Below are 20930 nucleotides of genomic sequence, written 5' to 3' on the forward strand. Positions count from 1 at the left end.
GTCAACGAACAGTCAGTCGGCGTGCAAGCCCATCGCGACGTTCCGAGGACGGACACCCCCCGGCGCGGCCCCGACCCACCACCCGGCGCCACGCGCCCCGCGTCAGCCCGCTACGACGCCAGCCAGTCGTCCACCCCCGCCAGCAGCTTCGTCTTCACATCCTCCGGTGCCGCCGACCCCCGCACCGACTGCCGGGCCACCTCCGCCAGCTCCGCGTCCGTGAACCCGTGATGCCGCCGCGCGATCTCGTACTGCGCAGCCAGCCGCGACCCGAACAACAACGGGTCGTCCGCGCCCAGGGCAAGCGGCACACCCGCCTCGAACAGCGTCCGCAGCGGCACGTCCTCCGGCTTCTCGTACACCCCGAGCGCCACGTTCGACGCGGGGCACACCTCGCACGTCACCTGCCGGTCCGCCAGCCGCTTCATCAGCCGCGGGTCCTCCGCGGCCCGCACCCCGTGCCCCACCCGGTTCGCTCCGAGGTCGTCCAGACAGTCCCGCACCGACGAAGGTCCCGCCAGCTCACCCCCGTGCGGCGCCGACAGCAATCCGGCCTCGCGCGCGATCCCGAACGCCCGGTCGAAGTCCCGCGCCATCCCCCGCCGCTCGTCGTTCGACAGCCCGAACCCGACCACGCCCCGGTCCGCGTACCGCACCGCCAGCCGCGCCAGCGTCCGCGCGTCCAGAGGGTGCTTCATCCGGTTGGCCGCGACCAGCACCCGCATCCCGAGCCCGGTCTCCCGCGACGTGGTCTCCACCGCGTCCAGGATGACCTCCAGCGCCGGGATCAGCCCGCCCAGCCGCGGTGCGTACGACGTCGGGTCGACCTGGATCTCCAGCCACCCCGACCCGTCCCGCACGTCCTCCTCCGCGGCCTCCCGCACCAGCCGCTGGATGTCCTCCGGCTCCCGCAGACACGAACGCGCCGCGTCGTACAGCCGCTGGAAGCGGAACCAGCCCCGCTCGTCCGTGGCCCGCAGTCTCGGCGGTTCCCCGCCGACCAGCGCCTCGGTCAGCGCGTCGGGCAACCGCACCCCGTACTTGTCGGCCAGTTCCAGCACGGTCGAGGGCCGCATCGACCCGGTGAAGTGCAGGTGCAGATGGGCTTTCGGCAGCTCAGAGACATCACGTACACGCTCCATCCAAAGATCCTGCCGCATGCCTCAGCAGTCCCGACAGCGTTTTCCCCGAACGTGGTCTTGCTCGCACGCACACACGACAAGAACGGGCCGCTCCCCGGAAGGGGAACGGCCCGCTCAAGCTACTCACATGAGTAGGTTGGATCAGTCCCTGGCCTCCGCCAGCAGCTTCTGGATCCGGCTCACGCCCTCGATCAGGTCCTCGTCACCCAGCGCGTAGGACAGCCGCAGGTACCCGGGCGTGCCGAACGCCTCACCGGGGACCACCGCGACCTCGGCCTCCTCCAGGATCAGCGCGGCCAGCTCGACCGTGTTCTCGGGCCGCCTGCCCCGGATCTCCTTGCCGACCAGCGCCTTCACCGACGGGTACGCGTAGAACGCGCCTTCCGGCTCCGGGCACAGCACGCCGTCGATCTCGTTCAGCATCCGCACGATGGTCTTGCGGCGTCGGTCGAAGGCCTCACGCATGGTCGCCACGGCGTCCAGGTCACCGGAGACAGCGGCCAGCGCGGCGGCCTGGGCGACGTTGGACACGTTCGACGTGGCGTGCGACTGAAGGTTGGTCGCGGCCTTGACGACGTCCTTCGGGCCGATGATCCACCCGACGCGCCAGCCGGTCATCGCGTACGTCTTCGCGACGCCGTTGACCACGACGCACTTGTCGCGCAGCTCCGGCAGCACCGCAGGCAGCGACACGGCGGAGGCATCGCCGTAGACGAGGTGCTCGTAGATCTCGTCGGTCATCACCCACAGGCCGTGCTCGACGGCCCAGCGGCCGATCGCCTCGGTCTCGTGCTCGCTGTAGACCGCGCCGGTCGGGTTGGACGGCGAGACGAAGAGGACGACCTTCGTCTTCTCCGTACGGGCCGCCTCCAGCTGCTCGACGGTCACCCGGTAGCCGGTCGTCTCGTCGGCGACGACCTCCACCGGGACACCCCCGGCCAGCCGGATCGACTCCGGGTACGTCGTCCAGTACGGCGCGGGCACGATGACCTCGTCGCCCGGGTCGAGGATCGCGGCGAAGGCCTCGTAGATGGCCTGCTTGCCACCGTTGGTGACCAGGATCTCCGAGACGTCCGGCTCGTAGCCCGAGTCGCGCAGCGTCTTCGCGGCGATCGCGGCCTTCAGCTCGGGGAGGCCGCCGGCCGGCGTGTAGCGGTGGTACTTCGGGTTCGAGCAGGCATCGATGGCCGCCTGGACGATGTAGTCCGGAGTCGGGAAGTCGGGCTCACCGGCGCCGAAGCCGATCACCGGCCGCCCGGCGGCCTTGAGGGCCTTGGCCTTGGCGTCCACGGCGAGGGTGGCGGACTCGGAGATCGCGCCGACTCGGGCGGAGACCCGGCGCTCGGTGGGAGGGGTTGCAGCGCTCATGGGGCCCATCGTTTCAGACCGGAAACGCGCGCGGCACGGGGGTTTCACAGACTGAACAACCTCGGGCAAACCCCTGAACAACAGTGCGGATCTCCTGCGCGGCCTGCGCGATCTTCAGCGGAATCCCGTCAGTCCGCCCGCCGTTCCGGAGGCGATCTTCCGCCAACGAGCCCTGCCGCGGGCCCTTTCTGTTCGACGACCGGCCGCGGAGCACGTACACTCTCACCTCGTTGGCCTCTCGCAGGCCGCGCCCGTTCGGTGCACACCAAGCATCCGGACGGATGCGGTACGTTGGGTGGCACACAAAGGGTCGTAGCTCAATTGGTAGAGCACTGGTCTCCAAAACCAGCGGTTGGGGGTTCAAGTCCCTCCGGCCCTGCTACACACACCTTCGCCAGGATGTGTGCGCATGTACGTACAGCAATGCACCGCCGTGCGGCTCAGACCGGGCGCGGCACGGCCACGACCCGGAATCAGGTGAGGACGAGTGACGGACGCCGTGGGCTCCATCGACATGCCTGATGCCCAGGACGAGGCGCCGGAGTCGAAGAAGACCCGCAAGGGTGGTAAGCGTGGCAAGAAGGGCCCGCTGAAGCGCCTTGCCCTCTTCTACCGCCAGATCGTCGCGGAACTGCGCAAGGTCGTCTGGCCGACCCGCAACCAGCTGACGACCTACACGACCGTGGTGATCATCTTCGTCGTCATCATGATCGGCCTGGTCACCGTGATTGACTATGGGCTCAGCAACGCCGCGAAGTACGTGTTCGGCTGAGCAGTCCGCGAAGAGCGCCGAGGTACCCGGCGCTCCTTTCGCATGTTCCACCCCCATGTATCCAGGAAGAAGCAGCCACCGTGTCTGACCCGAACGTGAACGACGCCATCGAGCCGGTCGAGTCCGTCGAGGACGAGCTCGACATCGTCGAGGGCGCGGACAACGAGGACACCGAGGCCTCCGCCGAGGTCGAGGCTGCCGACGCCGTCGAGGGCGACGCCGCCGAGGCGGAGACCGAGGACGGCGAAGAGGCCGCGGAAGAACTCGTCGAGGAAGAGCCCGAGGACGACCGCGACCCGATCGAGAAGCTCCGCGAGGAACTGCGCGTCCTGCCCGGCGAGTGGTACGTCATCCACACCTACGCCGGCTACGAGAACCGCGTGAAGACCAACCTGGAGCAGCGCGCCGTCTCGCTGAACGTCGAGGACTACATCTTCCAGGCCGAGGTGCCGCAGGAAGAGGTCGTCCAGATCAAGAACGGCGACCGCAAGACGATCAAGCAGAACAAGCTCCCGGGCTACGTCCTCGTCCGCATGGACCTGACGAACGAGTCCTGGGGCGTCGTCCGCAACACCCCCGGCGTCACCGGCTTCGTGGGCAACGCCTACGACCCGTACCCGCTGACCCTGGACGAGATCGTCAAGATGCTCGCCCCCGAGGCCGAGGAGAAGGCCGCCCGCGAGGCCGCCGAGGCCGAGGGCAAGCCGGCTCCGCAGCGCAAGGTCGAGGTCCAGGTGCTGGACTTCGAGGTCGGCGACTCGGTCACCGTCACCGACGGCCCGTTCGCCACGCTTCAGGCGACCATCAACGAGATCAACCCGGACTCGAAGAAGGTCAAGGGCCTCGTCGAGATCTTCGGTCGCGAGACGCCGGTCGAGCTCTCCTTCGACCAGATCCAGAAGAACTAACTTCCGGACTCACCGCTTCCGCGCAGGTCAGGCGATCGCTCCGGCGCTTGCCTGACCTGCTCGGTTTTTGGCCGCGCATCTATACCCGTTATCGTTGTGCGGTATGCCTGCATCCGGGTGGTCCCCGGGCGCAGGCAGGACCCGAATCGAAAGGACCCGGAGAGCTATGCCTCCCAAGAAGAAGAAGGTCACGGGGCTCATCAAGCTCCAGATCCAGGCCGGTGCCGCCAACCCGGCCCCGCCGGTCGGCCCCGCGCTGGGTCAGCACGGCGTGAACATCATGGAGTTCTGCAAGGCCTACAACGCCGCGACCGAGTCGCAGCGTGGCTGGGTGATCCCGGTGGAGATCACGGTCTACGAGGACCGTTCCTTCACCTTCATCACCAAGACGCCGCCGGCCGCGAAGATGATCCTGAAGGCCGCGGGCATCGAGAAGGGCTCCGGCGAGCCGCACAAGACCAAGGTCGCGAAGATCACGCGTGACCAGGTCCGTGAGATCGCCACCACGAAGATGCCCGACCTCAACGCCAACGACCTGGACGCCGCCGAGAAGATCATCGCCGGCACCGCCCGTTCCATGGGCGTCACGGTCGAGGGCTGAGCCCCAACCTCCATCAGCAGAAGTGGCAGGGCCTGCTCGGCCCGGACCACGACTCCTAAGAATCCACAGGAGCAGTAGTGAGCAAGCGCAGCAAGTCCCTTCGCGCTGCGGACGCCAAGGTCGACCGGGAGAAGCTCTACGCCCCGCTCGAGGCCGTCCGTCTCGCCAAGGACACCTCCACGACCAAGTTCGACGGCACCGTCGAGGTCGCCTTCCGCCTGGGTGTCGACCCGCGCAAGGCCGACCAGATGGTCCGTGGCACCGTGAACCTTCCGCACGGCACCGGCAAGACCGCCCGGGTCCTGGTCTTCGCGACCGGTGACCGTGCTGCGGCCGCGGAGGCCGCGGGCGCCGACATCGTCGGCTCCGACGAACTGATCGACGAGGTGGCGAAGGGCCGTCTGGACTTCGACGCCGTCGTCGCCACCCCGGACCTCATGGGCAAGGTCGGCCGCCTCGGCCGCGTGCTCGGTCCGCGTGGTCTGATGCCGAACCCGAAGACCGGCACCGTCACCCCCGACGTGGCCAAGGCCGTCACCGAGATCAAGGGCGGCAAGATCGAGTTCCGCGTCGACAAGCACTCGAACCTGCACTTCATCATCGGCAAGTCGTCCTTCGACGACACCAAGCTGGTGGAGAACTACGGCGCCGCGCTGGAGGAGATCCTCCGTCTGAAGCCGTCCGCCGCCAAGGGTCGCTACATCAAGAAGGCCGCCATCAGCACCACGATGGGCCCCGGCATTCCGGTCGACCCGAACCGCACCCGCAACCTCCTCGTCGAGGAGGACCCGGCCGCGGTCTGAGCCTGAGGCTCACGCAACCGGTCACGGGCCCCGCACCTCTCACAGGTGCGGGGCCCGTTCCCTTTTCCGGTACGTACGCCGGTGGCCTGGGTTAACGTGCGGGAACCGGATGCGAACGGGGGGACGTATGCAGGGCACGACCGTGCGCCGCGTGGGCCTGGTGCTCGCGGTGGCGACCGCGCTGACGGGGGTGGTGGCCTGCACGTCCCAGGACTCCTCCGACGAGCCAGGGCGGGACGACCGCGCCGCGCACGGCCGGTCCCTGGCGGCCCTGCGCTCCGCCGAGCGCGCCACCGAGCGGGCCGGGTCCGCCCGGGTCGAGTCCACGACCACCATGGGCTCGCTGATGTCCATGACCGCCGACGGCACCCTCGGCTGGAGCGACGGCATCACCGGCACCCTCACCATCACGTACACCGGCGGCACCGTGGCCGACACCATGCGCCGACTCGGCACCACCTCGATGGAGGCCCGCTACCTGCCCGACGCGTACTACGCGCGCCTGGGCGAGAAGTTCGCCGAACAGACCGGCGGCAAGCACTGGATCCGGTACGCGTACGACGACCTCGAAGCCCTCGCCGGCGGCTCCGGTCCCCACCTCGGCGACCAGATGCGCAGCACCACCCCCAACCAGTCGGTGAAGCTCCTGCTGTCGTCGGGCGACGTCAGGAAGGTCGGCGAGGAGACCGTCCGCGGGAAGGCCGCCACGCACTGGTCCGGCACCGTGGCGGCGGCCGATGTCGCCGATGCCGGACTGCGGAAGCAGCTCACCGAGGCCGGGGTCACCACGGAGACCGTCGACATCTGGGTCGACCAGCGGAACCTCCTGGTCAAGAAGGTCGAGAAGGCGCGGATGACCACGGGCCTGATGACCCAGACCGCGCACTACGCCGACTACGGCGCCGCGGTCCGGGCCGAGCGGCCCCCGAAGTCCGACACCGGGGACTTCGAGGACCTGATGCGCAAGCGGACCGGTACGCCCTGAGGCCTCCGTCAATTCGGATAGATCACTTGTGCCCCTCTGGGATAGGCTCACGGCCTTGCTGTGAAGCAAGCATGTATTCCTTGGGGGGAATCAAATGAGGACATCCATACCTGCCGCCGGCCTGGGCGCTCTGCTTCTCGCCGCCGGCGCTGTCGGCTGCGGCTCCGAGGAGTCGCCCGAGATGACGCCCGCGGCGGCCGTCGCCAAGGCGGCGAAGAACACGGAGGACATCACGTCCCTCCAGTACCGCATGAAGGGCACGGTCCCGGAGTCGGGCCGCGTCGAGGGCGAGGCGTCCATGCGTCTGAAGCCCACGATCGCCATGAGCATGAAGATGCAGGCGCCCGATCAGGCCGCCGGTGAAACCGTGGAGATCCGTCTCGTCGACAAGGCCATGTATCTCGGTGGGGGAGCCGAGATGGCCAAGGAGATGGACGGCAAGCGCTGGCTGAAGTTCGACCTCTCCGGCTCCGACGCGGCCAAGGACCTGGACAAGATGGGGTCCACGAGCCAGGCCGAGCAGAACCCGGCGGCGGAGTCCACCTTCCTCACGGGCGCCAAGGACGTGAAGGAGGTCGGCAGCGAGAAGGTCGACGGCGTCGAGACCACCCACTACACGGGCACGGTCACCCTCGCCGACCTGCGTGCTTCGCTCAAGGACAGCAAGGGCGAGACCCGCGAGCAGCGCGAGAAGAGCATCAAGCAGTACGAGAAGCTCGGCGTCGACAAGCTCACGATGGACATGTGGGTCGACGGCGAGGACCACACCAAGCAGTTCCGCATGAAGGGCCAGGCCGACAAGGGCCCGATGGACATGACCATCACCTTCCTCGACTACAACAAGCCGGTCACCGTCGAGGCCCCGCCCACGAAGGAAGTCGCGGACCTGGGCGAGATGTTCAAGGAGCTGGGGCAGGGCTGAACCGCCCGGCGCTGATCAGCCGTACGGGCGGATTTGCTTGACGGCGATCCGTTCCCGTACTCTCCTACAGAAGCCAAAGACCGCTGGTCGTTACCGCGCGCTCATCTGAGGGCGCGGTGGCCGAAGGATCCGCTGAACGGCGGACGACCCGCGCAGGTGACACTGGAGAAGCTCCCGGAAACCGCCCGCCCCGTGCGTGCGTGAGACCGGTCGAGCTACGCCCCGTGCGCTTGCGCCGGGGCGTTTCGTTTTCCCCAGTCCTCCTTCGGGTCCGCGCGGTCCGAATCACCCGGAAGGAGGCCGAGGCTCATGGCGAGGCCTGACAAGGTCGATGCCGTCGAGGAGATGCGGGACAAGTTCCGCAACTCCAACGCTGCTGTCGTTACCGCGTACACCGGTCTCACCGTCGCGCAGCTCCAGCAGCTGCGTCGTTCACTCGGTGAGAACGCTCAGTACCGTGTGGCGAAGAACACGCTGACCAAGATTGCGGCCAACGAGGCCGGGATCACGACGCTGGACGACCTCTTTGCGGGTTCGTCGGCCGTCGCCTTCGTGACCGGTGACCCGGTCGAGGCGGCGAAGGGTCTCCGTGACTTCGCCAAGGACAACCCCAACCTCGTCATCAAGGGCGGCGTCCTTGACGGCAAGGCGATGTCCGCCGATGAGATCAAGAAGCTTGCGGACCTCGAGTCCCGCGAGGTTCTGCTCTCCAAGCTGGCGGGTGCCTTCAAGGGCAAGCAGTCCCAGGCTGCTCAGCTCTTCCAGGCGCTTCCCTCGAAGCTCGTCCGCACCGTGGACGCGCTCCGTGCCAAGCAGGACGAGCAGGGCGGTGCCGAGTAACTCGGCTCGCATCCCGGCCGCCGCTGCCTGAACGCGGCGACCGTCGCGGGCCGAACGTACGCCCGCCTCACATGTACATCCGGCACCTGCCGATTTAGTGGAAGGACCGCCATCATGGCGAAGCTCAGCCAGGAAGACCTGCTCGCGCAGTTCGAGGAGATGACCCTCATCGAGCTCTCCGAGTTCGTGAAGGCGTTCGAGGAGAAGTTCGACGTCACCGCCGCCGCGGCCGTCGCCGTCGCCGGCCCGGCCGGCCCCGCCGCCCCGGCCGAGGCCGAGGCCGAGCAGGACGAGTTCGACGTCATCCTCACGGGTGCCGGCGACAAGAAGATCCAGGTCATCAAGGTCGTGCGTGAGCTGACCTCCCTGGGTCTGAAGGAGGCCAAGGACCTCGTGGACGGCGCCCCGAAGCCCGTTCTCGAGAAGGTCGCCAAGGACGCCGCCGAGAAGGCCGCCGAGTCCCTCAAGGGCGCCGGCGCCTCCGTCGAGGTCAAGTAAGACCCTCGGATCCGTCAGGATCCACAACACGTCCCGCCGGACGTGTAACGCGTAAGCGCGGAAGAGCGATCATCCATCCGGGTGGTCGCTCTTCGGCGTTCTCGGGGGTGGGCCACGGTTGCCTTGAAGCCCCGGTGACGGGGGGTATGGTGATCTTCGTCGTGTCTCCGGGCGGCCCCGGATCGGGCAGAGGGGCCTTGACGAACCGCACGCAGCGCGCAATTCTCAGGACGCGTCGTCACAGGATCCGAATCCGAGGCATGGATCGACGACGAAGAGGGCAGTACTAACGTGCGTTGAGGGCAGCGCCTTGTCGCAGGAGTGGAACAACGAGGGTGAACACGGGTTCCAGGACCCGCACTGGACATCAGTGTGCCAAGTGGCTACACTGACCCTTTGCGCTGCCTGTTAGCTGTCCCCTGCCCGTCACCAGGGGTCTGCCCTCGCCCGAGCATCGATGACAAGACATGCCTGACCTGGCCTTTCGGCCCTCAAGGCACAGCTTGTCTCCGTGTACGGGAGAGGGGCCGGTACGCGCGTAGTGAGTCCGAGCCCTCGGAAGGACCCCCTCTTGGCCGCCTCGCGCAACGCCTCGACCGCGAATACGAACAACGCCGCCAGCACTGCCCCGCTGCGCATCTCTTTTGCAAAGATCAAGGAGCCTCTCGAGGTTCCGAACCTGCTCGCGCTGCAGACCGAGAGCTTCGACTGGCTGCTCGGCAACACCGCCTGGCAGAGTCGGGTCGAGGAGGCTCTCGAGAACGGTCAGGACGTCCCCACCAAGTCCGGGCTCGAGGAGATCTTCGAGGAGATCTCCCCGATCGAGGACTTCAGCGGGTCGATGTCGCTGACCTTCCGCGACCACCGCTTCGAGCCGCCGAAGAACTCCATCGACGAGTGCAAGGAGCGCGACTTCACGTACGCGGCCCCGCTCTTCGTCACCGCTGAGTTCACGAACAACGAGACCGGCGAGATCAAGTCCCAGACGGTCTTCATGGGCGACTTCCCGCTCATGACGAACAAGGGCACCTTCGTCATCAACGGCACCGAGCGTGTCGTGGTGTCGCAGCTCGTCCGTTCGCCCGGTGTCTACTTCGACTCCTCCATCGACAAGACGTCCGACAAGGACATCTTCTCCGCGAAGATCATCCCGTCCCGGGGTGCCTGGCTGGAGATGGAGATCGACAAGCGCGACATGGTCGGTGTCCGCATCGACCGCAAGCGCAAGCAGTCCGTCACCGTCCTGCTCAAGGCGCTCGGCTGGACCACCGAGCAGATCCTCGAGGAGTTCGGCGAGTACGAGTCCATGCGCGCCACCCTGGAGAAGGACCACACCCAGGGCCAGGACGACGCGCTGCTCGACATCTACCGCAAGCTGCGTCCGGGCGAGCCCCCCACGCGTGAGGCCGCGCAGACGCTGCTCGAGAACCTCTACTTCAACCCCAAGCGCTACGACCTGGCCAAGGTCGGCCGCTACAAGGTCAACAAGAAGCTGGGTGCGGACGCTCCGCTGGACGCGGGCATCCTGACCGTCGAGGACATCATCTCGACGATCAAGTACCTGGTGAAGCTGCACGCGGGCGAGACCGAGACGGTCGGCGACAGCGGTACGGAGATCGTCGTCGAGACCGACGACATCGACCACTTCGGCAACCGCCGCCTGCGCAGCGTCGGCGAGCTCATCCAGAACCAGGTCCGTACGGGTCTGGCGCGTATGGAGCGAGTCGTCCGCGAGCGGATGACGACCCAGGACGTCGAGGCGATCACGCCGCAGACCCTGATCAACATCCGGCCGGTCGTCGCCTCCATCAAGGAGTTCTTCGGCACCAGCCAGCTGTCGCAGTTCATGGACCAGAACAACCCGCTGTCGGGTCTCACCCACAAGCGCCGTCTGTCGGCTCTTGGCCCGGGTGGTCTCTCCCGTGAGCGGGCCGGCTTCGAGGTCCGTGACGTGCACCCCTCGCACTACGGCCGCATGTGCCCGATCGAGACGCCCGAAGGCCCGAACATCGGTCTGATCGGCTCGCTCGCCTCCTACGGCCGGGTCAACGCGTTCGGTTTCGTGGAGACCCCGTACCGCAAGGTGTTCGAGGGCCAGGTCACCGACGAGGTCGACTACCTGACCGCCGACGAGGAGGACCGCTTCGTCATCGCGCAGGCCAACGCGCAGCTGACGGACGACCTCCGCTTCGCCGAGGCCCGGGTGCTGGTCCGCCGCAAGGGCGGCGAGGTCGACTACGTCACCGGTGAAGACGTGGACTACATGGACGTCTCGCCGCGCCAGATGGTGTCGGTCGCGACCGCCATGATCCCCTTCCTCGAGCACGACGACGCCAACCGTGCCCTCATGGGCGCGAACATGATGCGTCAGGCCGTGCCGCTGATTAAGTCCGAGTCCCCGCTCGTCGGCACCGGCATGGAGTACCGCTCCGCGGTCGACGCCGGCGACGTGGTCAAGGCCGAGAAGCCCGGTGTGGTCCAGGAGGTCTCCGCGGACTACATCACCACCGCCAACGACGACGGCACGTACATCACGTACCGGCTGGCCAAGTTCGCCCGCTCCAACCAGGGCACCTCGGTCAACCAGAAGGTCATCGTCAACGAGGGCGACCGGATCATCGAGGGCCAGGTCCTGGCCGACGGTCCGGCCACCCAGAACGGCGAGATGGCGCTGGGCAAGAACCTGCTCGTGGCGTTCATGCCGTGGGAGGGTCACAACTACGAGGACGCGATCATCCTGTCGCAGCGCCTCGTGCAGGACGACGTCCTCTCCTCGATCCACATCGAGGAGCACGAGGTCGACGCCCGTGACACCAAGCTCGGCCCCGAGGAGATCACCCGGGATATCCCGAACGTCTCCGAGGAGGTCCTCGCCGACCTCGACGAGCGCGGCATCATCCGCATCGGTGCCGAGGTCATCGCCGGTGACATCCTCGTCGGCAAGGTCACGCCCAAGGGTGAGACCGAGCTGACGCCGGAAGAGCGCCTGCTGCGCGCGATCTTCGGTGAGAAGGCCCGTGAGGTCCGTGACACCTCGCTGAAGGTGCCGCACGGCGAGACCGGCAAGGTCATCGGCGTCCGCGTCTTCGACCGCGAGGAGGGCGACGAGCTTCCCCCCGGTGTGAACCAGCTGGTGCGCGTCTACGTCGCGCAGAAGCGCAAGATCACCGACGGTGACAAGCTCGCCGGCCGGCACGGCAACAAGGGCGTCATCTCGAAGATCCTGCCGATCGAGGACATGCCGTTCCTGGAGGACGGCACCCCGGTCGACATCATCCTCAACCCGCTCGGTGTGCCGTCCCGAATGAACCCGGGTCAGGTCCTGGAGATCCACCTCGGCTGGCTCGCCAGCCGCGGCTGGGACGTCTCCGGCCTCGCGGACGACTGGGCGCAGCGCCTCCAGGCCATCGAGGCCGACCAGGTCGCGCCGGGCACCAACGTCGCCACCCCCGTCTTCGACGGTGCGCGTGAGGACGAGCTGGCCGGTCTGCTGAACCACACGATCCCGAACCGCGACGGCGAGCGCATGGTGCTCCCGACCGGTAAGGCACCGCTGTTCGACGGCCGCTCCGGCGAGCCGTTCCCGGAGCCGATCTCGGTCGGCTACATGTACATCCTCAAGCTGCACCACCTGGTCGACGACAAGCTGCACGCCCGGTCGACCGGTCCGTACTCGATGATCACCCAGCAGCCGCTGGGTGGTAAGGCCCAGTTCGGTGGCCAGCGCTTCGGTGAGATGGAGGTGTGGGCGCTGGAGGCTTACGGCGCCGCGTACGCCCTCCAGGAGCTGCTGACCATCAAGTCCGACGACGTGACCGGCCGCGTGAAGGTCTACGAGGCCATCGTCAAGGGCGAGAACATCCCCGAGCCCGGCATCCCCGAGTCCTTCAAGGTGCTCATCAAGGAGATGCAGTCCCTGTGCCTCAACGTGGAGGTGCTGTCCTCGGACGGCATGTCCATCGAGATGCGCGACACCGACGAGGACGTCTTCCGCGCTGCGGAGGAGCTTGGCATCGACCTGTCCCGGCGTGAGCCGAGCAGCGTCGAAGAGGTCTGACGGGAGTTCGGCGGCCTTCGTCATGAAGGCCGCCGGCCCCAGGACCCCCGTATCAGACCCCATGACTTACAACCCTGAGAGGGATTGACGCATAGTGCTCGACGTCAACTTCTTCGACGAGCTCCGGATCGGTCTGGCCACCGCTGACGACATCCGTCAGTGGAGCCACGGCGAGGTCAAGAAGCCCGAGACGATCAACTACCGCACGCTCAAGCCCGAAAAGGACGGACTCTTCTGCGAGAAGATCTTCGGTCCGACCCGGGACTGGGAGTGCTACTGCGGCAAGTACAAGCGTGTCCGCTTCAAGGGCATCATCTGTGAGCGGTGTGGCGTCGAGGTCACCCGCGCCAAGGTGCGCCGTGAGCGGATGGGCCACATCGAGCTGGCCGCCCCGGTCACGCACATCTGGTACTTCAAGGGCGTCCCGAGCCGGCTGGGCTACCTGCTCGACCTGGCTCCCAAGGACCTCGAGAAGGTCATCTACTTCGCGGCGTACATGATCACGTACGTCGACGAGGAGCGCCGTACGCGCGACCTGCCCTCGCTGGAGGCCCACGTCTCCGTCGAGCGCCAGCAGATCGAGCAGCGCCGCGACGCCGACCTGGAGGCCCGCGCCAAGAAGCTCGAGACCGACCTGGCCGAGCTGGAGGCCGAGGGCGCCAAGGCCGACGTGCGCCGCAAGGTGCGCGAGGGTGCCGAGCGTGAGATGAAGCAGCTGCGCGACCGTGCGCAGCGCGAGATCGACCGGCTCGACGAGGTGTGGAACCGCTTCAAGAACCTCAAGGTCCAGGACCTGGAGGGCGACGAGCTGCTCTACCGCGAGCTGCGTGACCGCTTCGGCACGTACTTCGACGGCTCGATGGGTGCCGCGGCGCTGCAGAAGCGCCTGGAGTCCTTCGACCTCGACGAGGAGGCCGAGCGCCTCCGCGAGATCATCCGTACCGGCAAGGGCCAGAAGAAGACCCGTGCGCTCAAGCGCCTGAAGGTCGTCTCCGCGTTCCTGCAGACCAGCAACAGCCCCAAGGGCATGGTGCTCGACTGCGTGCCGGTCATCCCGCCGGACCTGCGTCCGATGGTGCAGCTGGACGGTGGCCGCTTCGCGACCTCCGACCTGAACGACCTGTACCGCCGTGTGATCAACCGGAACAACCGCCTGAAGCGGCTTCTCGACCTCGGTGCGCCCGAGATCATCGTGAACAACGAGAAGCGCATGCTCCAGGAGGCCGTCGACGCGCTGTTCGACAACGGTCGTCGTGGCCGTCCGGTCACCGGTCCCGGTAACCGCCCGCTGAAGTCCCTCAGCGACATGCTGAAGGGTAAGCAGGGTCGCTTCCGCCAGAACCTGCTCGGTAAGCGTGTGGACTACTCCGCGCGTTCCGTGATCGTCGTCGGTCCGCAGCTGAAGCTGCACCAGTGCGGTCTGCCGAAGGCGATGGCGCTGGAGCTCTTCAAGCCGTTCGTGATGAAGCGCCTGGTCGACCTGAACCACGCGCAGAACATCAAGAGCGCCAAGCGCATGGTCGAGCGCGGCCGCACGGTCGTGTACGACGTGCTGGAAGAGGTCATCGCGGAGCACCCGGTTCTGCTGAACCGTGCGCCCACGCTGCACCGCCTCGGCATCCAGGCCTTCGAGCCGCAGCTGGTCGAGGGCAAGGCCATCCAGATCCACCCGCTCGTCTGCACCGCGTTCAACGCGGACTTCGACGGTGACCAGATGGCCGTGCACCTGCCGCTGTCCGCGGAGGCGCAGGCCGAGGCCCGCATCCTGATGCTGTCCTCGAACAACATCCTCAAGCCGGCCGACGGCCGTCCGGTGACGATGCCGACCCAGGACATGGTCCTCGGTCTGTTCTTCCTCACCACCGACGGCGAGATGCGCGACCTCAAGGGCGAGGGCCGTTCCTTCGCCTCGGTCGCCGAGGCGATCATGGCCTTCGACGCGGGCGAGCTGTCGCTCCAGTCGAAGATCGACGTCCGTTTCCCGGTCGGCACCATCCCGCCGCGCGGCTGGACCCCGCCGGCGCGCGAGGAGGGTGAGCCCGAGTGGCAGCAGGGTGACAGCTTCCGGCTGAACACCACCCTGGGCCGCGCGCTCTTCAACGAGCTGCTGCCCGAGGACTACCCGTTCGTCGACTACGAGGTCGGCAAGAAGCAGCTCTCCGAGATCGTCAACGACCTCGCCGAGCGCTACCCGAAGGTCATCGTGGCGGCGACGCTCGACAACCTGAAGGCGGCCGGCTTCTTCTGGGCGACCCGTTCCGGCGTCACCGTGGCCATCTCCGACGTCGTCGTTCCCGAGGCGAAGAAGGAGATCGTCCGCGGGTACGAGGCGCAGGACGAGAAGGTCCAGAAGCAGTACGAGCGCGGTCTGATCACCAAGGACGAGCGCACGCAGGAACTCATCGCGATCTGGACCAAGGCGACCAACGAGGTCGCCGAGGCGATGAACGACAACTTCCCGAAGACCAACCCGATCTTCATGATGGTGAACTCGGGTGCACGAGGCAACATGATGCAGATGCGTCAGATCGCCGGTATGCGTGGTCTGGTGTCGAACGCGAAGAACGAGACGATCCCGCGTCCGATCAAGGCGTCCTTCCGTGAGGGCCTGTCCGTGCTGGAGTACTTCATCTCCACGCACGGTGCCCGTAAGGGTCTGGCGGACACCGCTCTGCGTACCGCCGACTCGGGTTACCTCACCCGTCGTCTGGTCGACGTCTCCCAGGACGTCATCATTCGCGAGGAGGACTGCGGCACCGAGCGCGGTCTGCGCCTCAAGATCGCGGACCGGAACGCCGAGGGCGGTCTGGTCAAGACCGAGGACGTCGAGACGTCCGTGTACGCGCGCTGCCTCGCCGAGGACATCGTGGTCGACGGTCAGGTGCTGGCCCCGGCCGGCACCGACCTGGGCGACGTCCTCATCGAGGAGCTCGTCCAGCGCGGCGTCGAGGAGGTCAAGACCCGCTCGGTCCTGACCTGCGAGTCCGCCGTCGGTACCTGCGCGATGTGCTACGGCCGTTCGCTGGCCACCGGCAAGCTGGTCGACATCGGTGAGGCGGTCGGCATCATCGCCGCCCAGTCCATCGGTGAGCCCGGTACCCAGCTGACGATGCGTACCTTCCACACCGGTGGTGTGGCCGGTGACGACATCACCCAGGGTCTGCCGCGTGTCGTCGAGCTCTTCGAGGCCCGTACCCCGAAGGGTGTCGCCCCGATCTCCGAGGCCCAGGGCCGCGTGCGGATCGAGGAGACCGAGAAGACCAAGAAGATCGTCGTCACCCCGGACGACGGCAGCGACGAGACGGCGTTCCCGATCTCCAAGCGTGCCCGTCTCCTGGTCAGCGAGGGTGAGCACGTCGAGGTGGGCCAGAAGCTCACCGTGGGTGCCACCAACCCGCACGACGTGCTGCGCATCCTGGGTCAGCGTGCCGTCCAGGTCCACCTGGTCGGCGAGGTCCAGAAGGTCTACAACTCGCAGGGCGTGTCGATCCACGACAAGCACATCGAGATCATCATCCGGCAGATGCTGCGCCGCGTGACGATCATCGAGTCGGGCGACGCCGAGCTGCTGCCCGGCGAGCTGGTCGAGCGCTCGAAGTTCGAGCACGAGAACCGTCGTGTGGTCCAGGAGGGCGGTCACCCGGCTTCGGGTCGTCCGCAGCTCATGGGTATCACCAAGGCCTCGCTGGCGACGGAATCCTGGCTGTCGGCCGCCTCCTTCCAGGAGACGACCCGAGTCCTGACGGACGCGGCGATCAACGCCAAGTCCGACAGCCTCATCGGCCTCAAGGAGAACGTCATCATCGGTAAGCTCATCCCGGCCGGTACGGGTCTGTCCCGCTACCGCAACATCCGGGTCGAGCCGACCGAGGAGGCCAAGGCCGCGATGTACTCGGCCGTCGGCTACGACGACATCGACTACTCGCCGTTCGGCACGGGCTCCGGCCAGGCCGTTCCGCTGGAGGACTACGACTACGGTCCGTACAACCAGTAAGCGAGTCGCTTGAGTCGAAGGGCGGTCACCCTGCGGGGTGGCCGCCCTTCGGCGTGTCCGCCGTCCGGCCGACAGGCGGTGCCCTGTCGTGGACGCCACCTGTGCCGGAATCCCCGCTTCGGCGCATGATGGAAGGACGTCCGGCCCCGGGGAGGTGCTCCGTGTCGCAGCCCTATCCGTCCTGGCAGCCCTGGCAGGGCTCCGGTGCCCCGTCGATGCTCGCGTCGCACGCCGACCGGGAGCGGGCCGTGGACGTGCTCAGAGCCGGGTACGGCGAGGGGCGTCTGGAGCACGGTGAGTTCGAGAAGCGGGTGGGGCGGGCCTACGCGGCGCGGACGGTGGGGGAGCTGGCGCTGCTCGTCGCGGATCTGCCGCAGGGGCCGCTGCCGCGCCCGGCCTCGTTCGCGCCCGTGCCGGCGTCGTACCTGCCCGTGCCGCGGCCACGGACCAACGGGAAGGCCGTCGCGGCCGGGGTGTGCGGGCTGCTGTGTGTGCCCACCATGGGGCTGACAGGGATCCCGGCCGTCGTGCTGGGGCATGTGGCCCGGGCCGAGATCCGCAACCGGGGGGAGCTGGGGGACGGGCTCGCGCTGACCGGCCTGGTGCTCGGGTGGTTGTCGACGGCAGGTTGGGCACTCGTTCTGGTGTTGCTGACAGTGGTGTCTGTCGTAGCATCCTGAAGGTATGCATATCGGACACTCGCCGACGAATTGAAGATCGACAACGGCCGAGGGGCTTGACATGTCCCGCCTGGCGATGCGGGCGGTGCCCATTTGTTTTGACCGCAGCGAATGCGGTAGGTACGCTCAGACCTTGTGCCTGGGGTGTGCCCTGGCTTGCGTGTGTGCCATGAACCGCACGGCGAGCCTGATACCGGCCACCGCAATCTGCGTGTTTTCTGCCTGGCGGCGGGAGTCCGCGGGATTCGACACACCCGACCGCGTGGGTCGGCGACGTTCCAGGTTAGCTTCACCATTCGGCACACAGAAACCGGAGAAGTAGTGCCTACGATCCAGCAGCTGGTCCGCAAGGGCCGGCAGGACAAGGTCGAGAAGAACAAGACGCCCGCACTCGAGGGTTCCCCTCAGCGTCGCGGCGTCTGCACGCGTGTGTTCACGACCACCCCGAAGAAGCCGAACTCGGCCCTGCGTAAGGTCGCGCGTGTGCGTCTGACCAGCGGGATCGAGGTCACAGCTTACATTCCGGGTGAGGGACACAACCTGCAGGAGCACTCCATCGTGCTCGTGCGCGGCGGCCGTGTGAAGGACCTGCCGGGTGTTCGCTACAAGATCATCCGCGGATCGCTCGACACCCAGGGTGTCAAGAACCGCAAGCAGGCCCGCAGCCGCTACGGCGCCAAGAAGGAGAAGTAAGAATGCCTCGTAAGGGCCCCGCCCCGAAGCGCCCGGTCATCATCGACCCGGTCTACGGTTCTCCTCTGGTGACCTCCCTCATCAACAAGGTGCTGCTGAACGGCAAGCGCTCCACCGCCGAGCGCATCGTCTACGGCGCCATGGAGGGTCTGCGTGAGAAGACGGGCAACGACCCGATCATCACGCTGAAGCGCGCGCTGGAGAACATCAAGCCGACCCTCGAGGTCAAGTCCCGCCGTGTCGGTGGTGCGACGTACCAGGTTCCGATCGAGGTCAAGCCCGGTCGCGCCAACACGCTCGCGCTGCGCTGGCTGGTCGGTTACTCCCGCGCCCGTCGCGAGAAGACCATGACCGAGCGTCTGCTCAACGAACTTCTCGACGCCTCCAACGGCCTCGGTGCCGCTGTGAAGAAGCGCGAGGACACCCACAAGATGGCCGAGTCCAACAAGGCCTTCGCGCACTACCGCTGGTAGTCGCTACCCACATCGAGACCGAGAGAAGACTGAAGCCTTATGGCTACCACTTCACTTGACCTGGCCAAGGTCCGCAACATCGGGATCATGGCCCACATCGACGCGGGCAAGACGACCACCACCGAGCGGATCCTGTTCTACACCGGTGTGTCTTACAAGATCGGTGAGGTCCACGACGGCGCTGCCACCATGGACTGGATGGAGCAGGAGCAGGAGCGTGGCATCACGATCACGTCTGCTGCGACCACCTGTCACTGGCCGCTCGAAGACAACGACTACACCATCAACATCATCGACACCCCGGGTCACGTCGACTTCACCGTCGAGGTGGAGCGCTCCCTGCGCGTGCTCGACGGTGCCGTGACGGTGTTCGACGGTGTCGCCGGTGTCGAGCCGCAGTCCGAGACGGTGTGGCGTCAGGCCGACCGCTACGGCGTGCCGCGCATCTGCTTCGTCAACAAGCTGGACCGTACCGGCGCCGAGTTCCACCGCTGCGTGGACATGATCTCGGACCGCCTGGGCGCGCAGCCGCTGGTCATGCAGCTGCCGATCGGTGCGGAGGCGGACTTCAAGGGCGTCATCGACCTCGTGACGATGAAGGCCCTGGTCTGGTCGGCCGAGGCGACCAAGGGCGAGATGTACGACACCGTCGACATCCCGGACACCCACGCCGAGGCTGCCGAGGAGTACCGCGGCAAGCTGCTCGAGGCCGTTGCCGAGAACGACGAAGAGCTGATGGAGCTGTACCTGGAGGGCACCGAGCCCACCGTGGAGCAGCTCTACGCCGCGATCCGTCGTATCACCATCGCGTCGGGCAAGAGCGGCGGCACCACCGTCACCCCCGTGTTCTGCGGCACCGCGTTCAAGAACAAGGGCGTTCAGCCCCTGCTCGACGCGGTCGTGCGCTACCTGCCCACCCCGCTCGACGTCGAGGCCATCGAGGGCCACGACGTCAAGGACCCGGAGCAGGTCATCGCGCGCAAGCCGTCCGAGGACGAGCCCCTCGCCGCGCTCGCCTTCAAGATCATGAGCGACCCGCACCTCGGCAAGCTCACCTTCGTCCGGGTCTACTCGGGCCGCCTGGAGTCCGGCACCGCCGTGCTGAACTCCGTCAAGGGCAAGAAGGAGCGCATCGGCAAGATCTACCGTATGCACGCGAACAAGCGTGAGGAGATCGACTCGGTGGGCGCCGGCGACATCGTCGCCGTCATGGGCCTGAAGCAGACCACCACCGGTGAGACGCTGTCCGACGACAAGAACCCGGTGATCCTGGAGTCCATGGACTTCCCGGCGCCGGTCATCCAGGTCGCCATCGAGCCCAAGTCCAAGGGCGACCAGGAGAAGCTGGGTGTCGCCATCCAGCGCCTGGCCGAGGAGGACCCGTCCTTCCAGGTCCACTCGGACGAGGAGACCGGCCAGACCATCATCGGTGGTATGGGCGAGCTGCACCTCGAGGTGCTGGTCGACCGTATGCGCCGTGAGTTCAAGGTCGAGGCCAACGTCGGCAAGCCGCAGGTCGCCTACCGCGAGACGATCCGCAAGGCCGTCGAGCGCGTCGACTACACGCACAAGAAGCAGACTGGTGGTACCGGCCAGTTCGCCAAGGTGCAGATCGCGATCGAGCCGATCGAGGGCGGCGACGCGTCGTACGAGTTCGTGAACAAGGTCACCGGTGGCCGTATCCCGAAGGAGTACATCCCTTCGGTGGACGCCGGTGCGCAGGAGGCCATGCAGTTCGGCATCCTCGCGGGCTACGAGATGACGGGCGTCCGCGTCACGCTCATCGACGGTGGCTACCACGAGGTCGACTCCTCCGAGCTCGCGTTCAAGATCGCCGGTTCGCAGGCCTTCAAGGAGGCCGCGCGCAAGGCGTCCCCCGTGCTCCTTGAGCCGATGATGGCCGTCGAGGTCACCACGCCCGAGGACTACATGGGTGAGGTCATCGGCGACATCAACTCCCGCCGTGGTCAGATCCAGGCCATGGAGGAGCGGGCCGGTGCCCGCGTCGTGAAGGGCCTCGTGCCCCTCTCGGAGATGTTCGGTTACGTCGGCGACCTGCGCAGCAAGACGTCCGGCCGTGCGAGCTACTCCATGCAGTTCGACTCCTACGCCGAGGTTCCCCGGAACGTCGCCGAGGAGATCATCGCGAAGGCCAAGGGCGAGTAACGCACCGCGTCTACACGCCGTAGGCTTG

At 67.0% G+C, this 20930-nt stretch carries 16 protein-coding genes and 1 tRNA gene; 15 read left to right on the plus strand and 2 right to left on the minus strand.

What is annotated here, in order from left to right; translation table 11 throughout:
• Positions 1–110 precede the first annotated feature (110 nt).
• Together AB0E85_RS06255 and AB0E85_RS06260 are read right to left on the minus strand one after the other, a co-directional pair.
• Positions 111–1142, minus strand: a complete 1032-nt coding sequence (locus tag AB0E85_RS06255; RefSeq protein WP_361923116.1) for an adenosine deaminase — start codon at positions 1140–1142, stop codon at positions 111–113.
• A gap of 141 nt (positions 1143–1283) precedes the next feature.
• Positions 1284–2510: a pyridoxal phosphate-dependent aminotransferase gene (locus tag AB0E85_RS06260; RefSeq protein ID WP_361923119.1), complete on the minus strand. Its 1227-nt coding sequence runs from the start codon at positions 2508–2510 to the stop codon at positions 1284–1286.
• 306 nt (positions 2511–2816) lie between these two features.
• On the opposite strand from AB0E85_RS06260, the gene AB0E85_RS06265 reads away from it, so the two are divergent.
• The 15 genes from AB0E85_RS06265 (at position 2817) to fusA (ending at position 20902) form a co-directional block, all read left to right on the plus strand.
• Positions 2817–2889, plus strand: a tRNA-Trp gene (locus AB0E85_RS06265).
• 108 nt (positions 2890–2997) lie between these two features.
• Positions 2998–3282, plus strand: coding sequence for a preprotein translocase subunit SecE (gene secE / locus AB0E85_RS06270; RefSeq protein WP_030839741.1), 285 nt, complete (start codon positions 2998–3000; stop codon positions 3280–3282).
• Positions 3283–3362: 80 nt separating this feature from the next.
• Positions 3363–4190, plus strand: a complete 828-nt coding sequence (gene nusG / locus AB0E85_RS06275; RefSeq protein WP_191846368.1) for a transcription termination/antitermination protein NusG — start codon at positions 3363–3365, stop codon at positions 4188–4190.
• Positions 4191–4356: 166 nt separating this feature from the next.
• The gene (rplK, locus tag AB0E85_RS06280; protein ID WP_003992325.1) at positions 4357–4791 is read left to right on the plus strand and encodes a 50S ribosomal protein L11; all 435 of its coding nucleotides are present in this window, start codon (positions 4357–4359) and stop codon (positions 4789–4791) included.
• Between the two features lie 77 nt (positions 4792–4868).
• Entirely contained in the window at positions 4869–5594 is a 726-nt protein-coding gene (gene rplA, locus AB0E85_RS06285) for a 50S ribosomal protein L1 (protein WP_352101227.1), read from the plus strand.
• Between the two features lie 127 nt (positions 5595–5721).
• Complete coding sequence (locus tag AB0E85_RS06290) at positions 5722–6579, plus strand: hypothetical protein (protein ID WP_361923124.1); 858 nt, start codon at positions 5722–5724, stop codon at positions 6577–6579.
• 94 nt (positions 6580–6673) lie between these two features.
• Positions 6674–7501, plus strand: coding sequence for a DUF1396 domain-containing protein (locus AB0E85_RS06295; RefSeq protein ID WP_361923127.1), 828 nt, complete (start codon positions 6674–6676; stop codon positions 7499–7501).
• 309 nt (positions 7502–7810) lie between these two features.
• Positions 7811–8341 carry a 50S ribosomal protein L10 gene (gene rplJ / locus AB0E85_RS06300; RefSeq protein ID WP_361923130.1) on the plus strand — a complete coding sequence of 177 codons (531 nt, stop codon included), beginning with the start codon at positions 7811–7813 and terminating at the stop codon, positions 8339–8341.
• 114 nt (positions 8342–8455) lie between these two features.
• Positions 8456–8839 carry a 50S ribosomal protein L7/L12 gene (gene rplL, locus AB0E85_RS06305; protein ID WP_030839722.1) on the plus strand — a complete coding sequence of 128 codons (384 nt, stop codon included), beginning with the start codon at positions 8456–8458 and terminating at the stop codon, positions 8837–8839.
• A 571-nt stretch (positions 8840–9410) separates the two neighbouring features.
• A complete protein-coding gene (gene rpoB, locus AB0E85_RS06310; RefSeq protein ID WP_361923133.1) occupies positions 9411–12896 on the plus strand; it encodes a DNA-directed RNA polymerase subunit beta in 3486 nt (1161 codons plus the stop codon).
• A 94-nt stretch (positions 12897–12990) separates the two neighbouring features.
• Positions 12991–16890: a DNA-directed RNA polymerase subunit beta' gene (locus AB0E85_RS06315; RefSeq protein WP_184559310.1), complete on the plus strand. Its 3900-nt coding sequence runs from the start codon at positions 12991–12993 to the stop codon at positions 16888–16890.
• A 161-nt stretch (positions 16891–17051) separates the two neighbouring features.
• Positions 17052–17570 (plus strand): DUF1707 and DUF4190 domain-containing protein, encoded by a 519-nt coding sequence (locus tag AB0E85_RS06320; RefSeq protein ID WP_361923136.1) that lies wholly within the window; start codon positions 17052–17054, stop codon positions 17568–17570.
• A 321-nt stretch (positions 17571–17891) separates the two neighbouring features.
• The gene (rpsL, locus tag AB0E85_RS06325; protein WP_003948652.1) at positions 17892–18263 is read left to right on the plus strand and encodes a 30S ribosomal protein S12; all 372 of its coding nucleotides are present in this window, start codon (positions 17892–17894) and stop codon (positions 18261–18263) included.
• Positions 18264–18265: 2 nt separating this feature from the next.
• On the plus strand, positions 18266–18736 hold the full coding sequence (gene rpsG, locus AB0E85_RS06330) for a 30S ribosomal protein S7 (protein WP_003992340.1): 471 nt from the start codon (positions 18266–18268) through the stop codon (positions 18734–18736).
• Positions 18737–18775: 39 nt separating this feature from the next.
• Positions 18776–20902 carry an elongation factor G gene (gene fusA / locus AB0E85_RS06335; RefSeq protein WP_184848994.1) on the plus strand — a complete coding sequence of 709 codons (2127 nt, stop codon included), beginning with the start codon at positions 18776–18778 and terminating at the stop codon, positions 20900–20902.
• The last annotated feature ends 28 nt before the right edge of the window (positions 20903–20930 follow it).

This window comes from Streptomyces sp. NPDC029044, from assembly GCF_040637495.1.
Classification (GTDB): Bacteria; Actinomycetota; Actinomycetes; order Streptomycetales; family Streptomycetaceae; genus Streptomyces.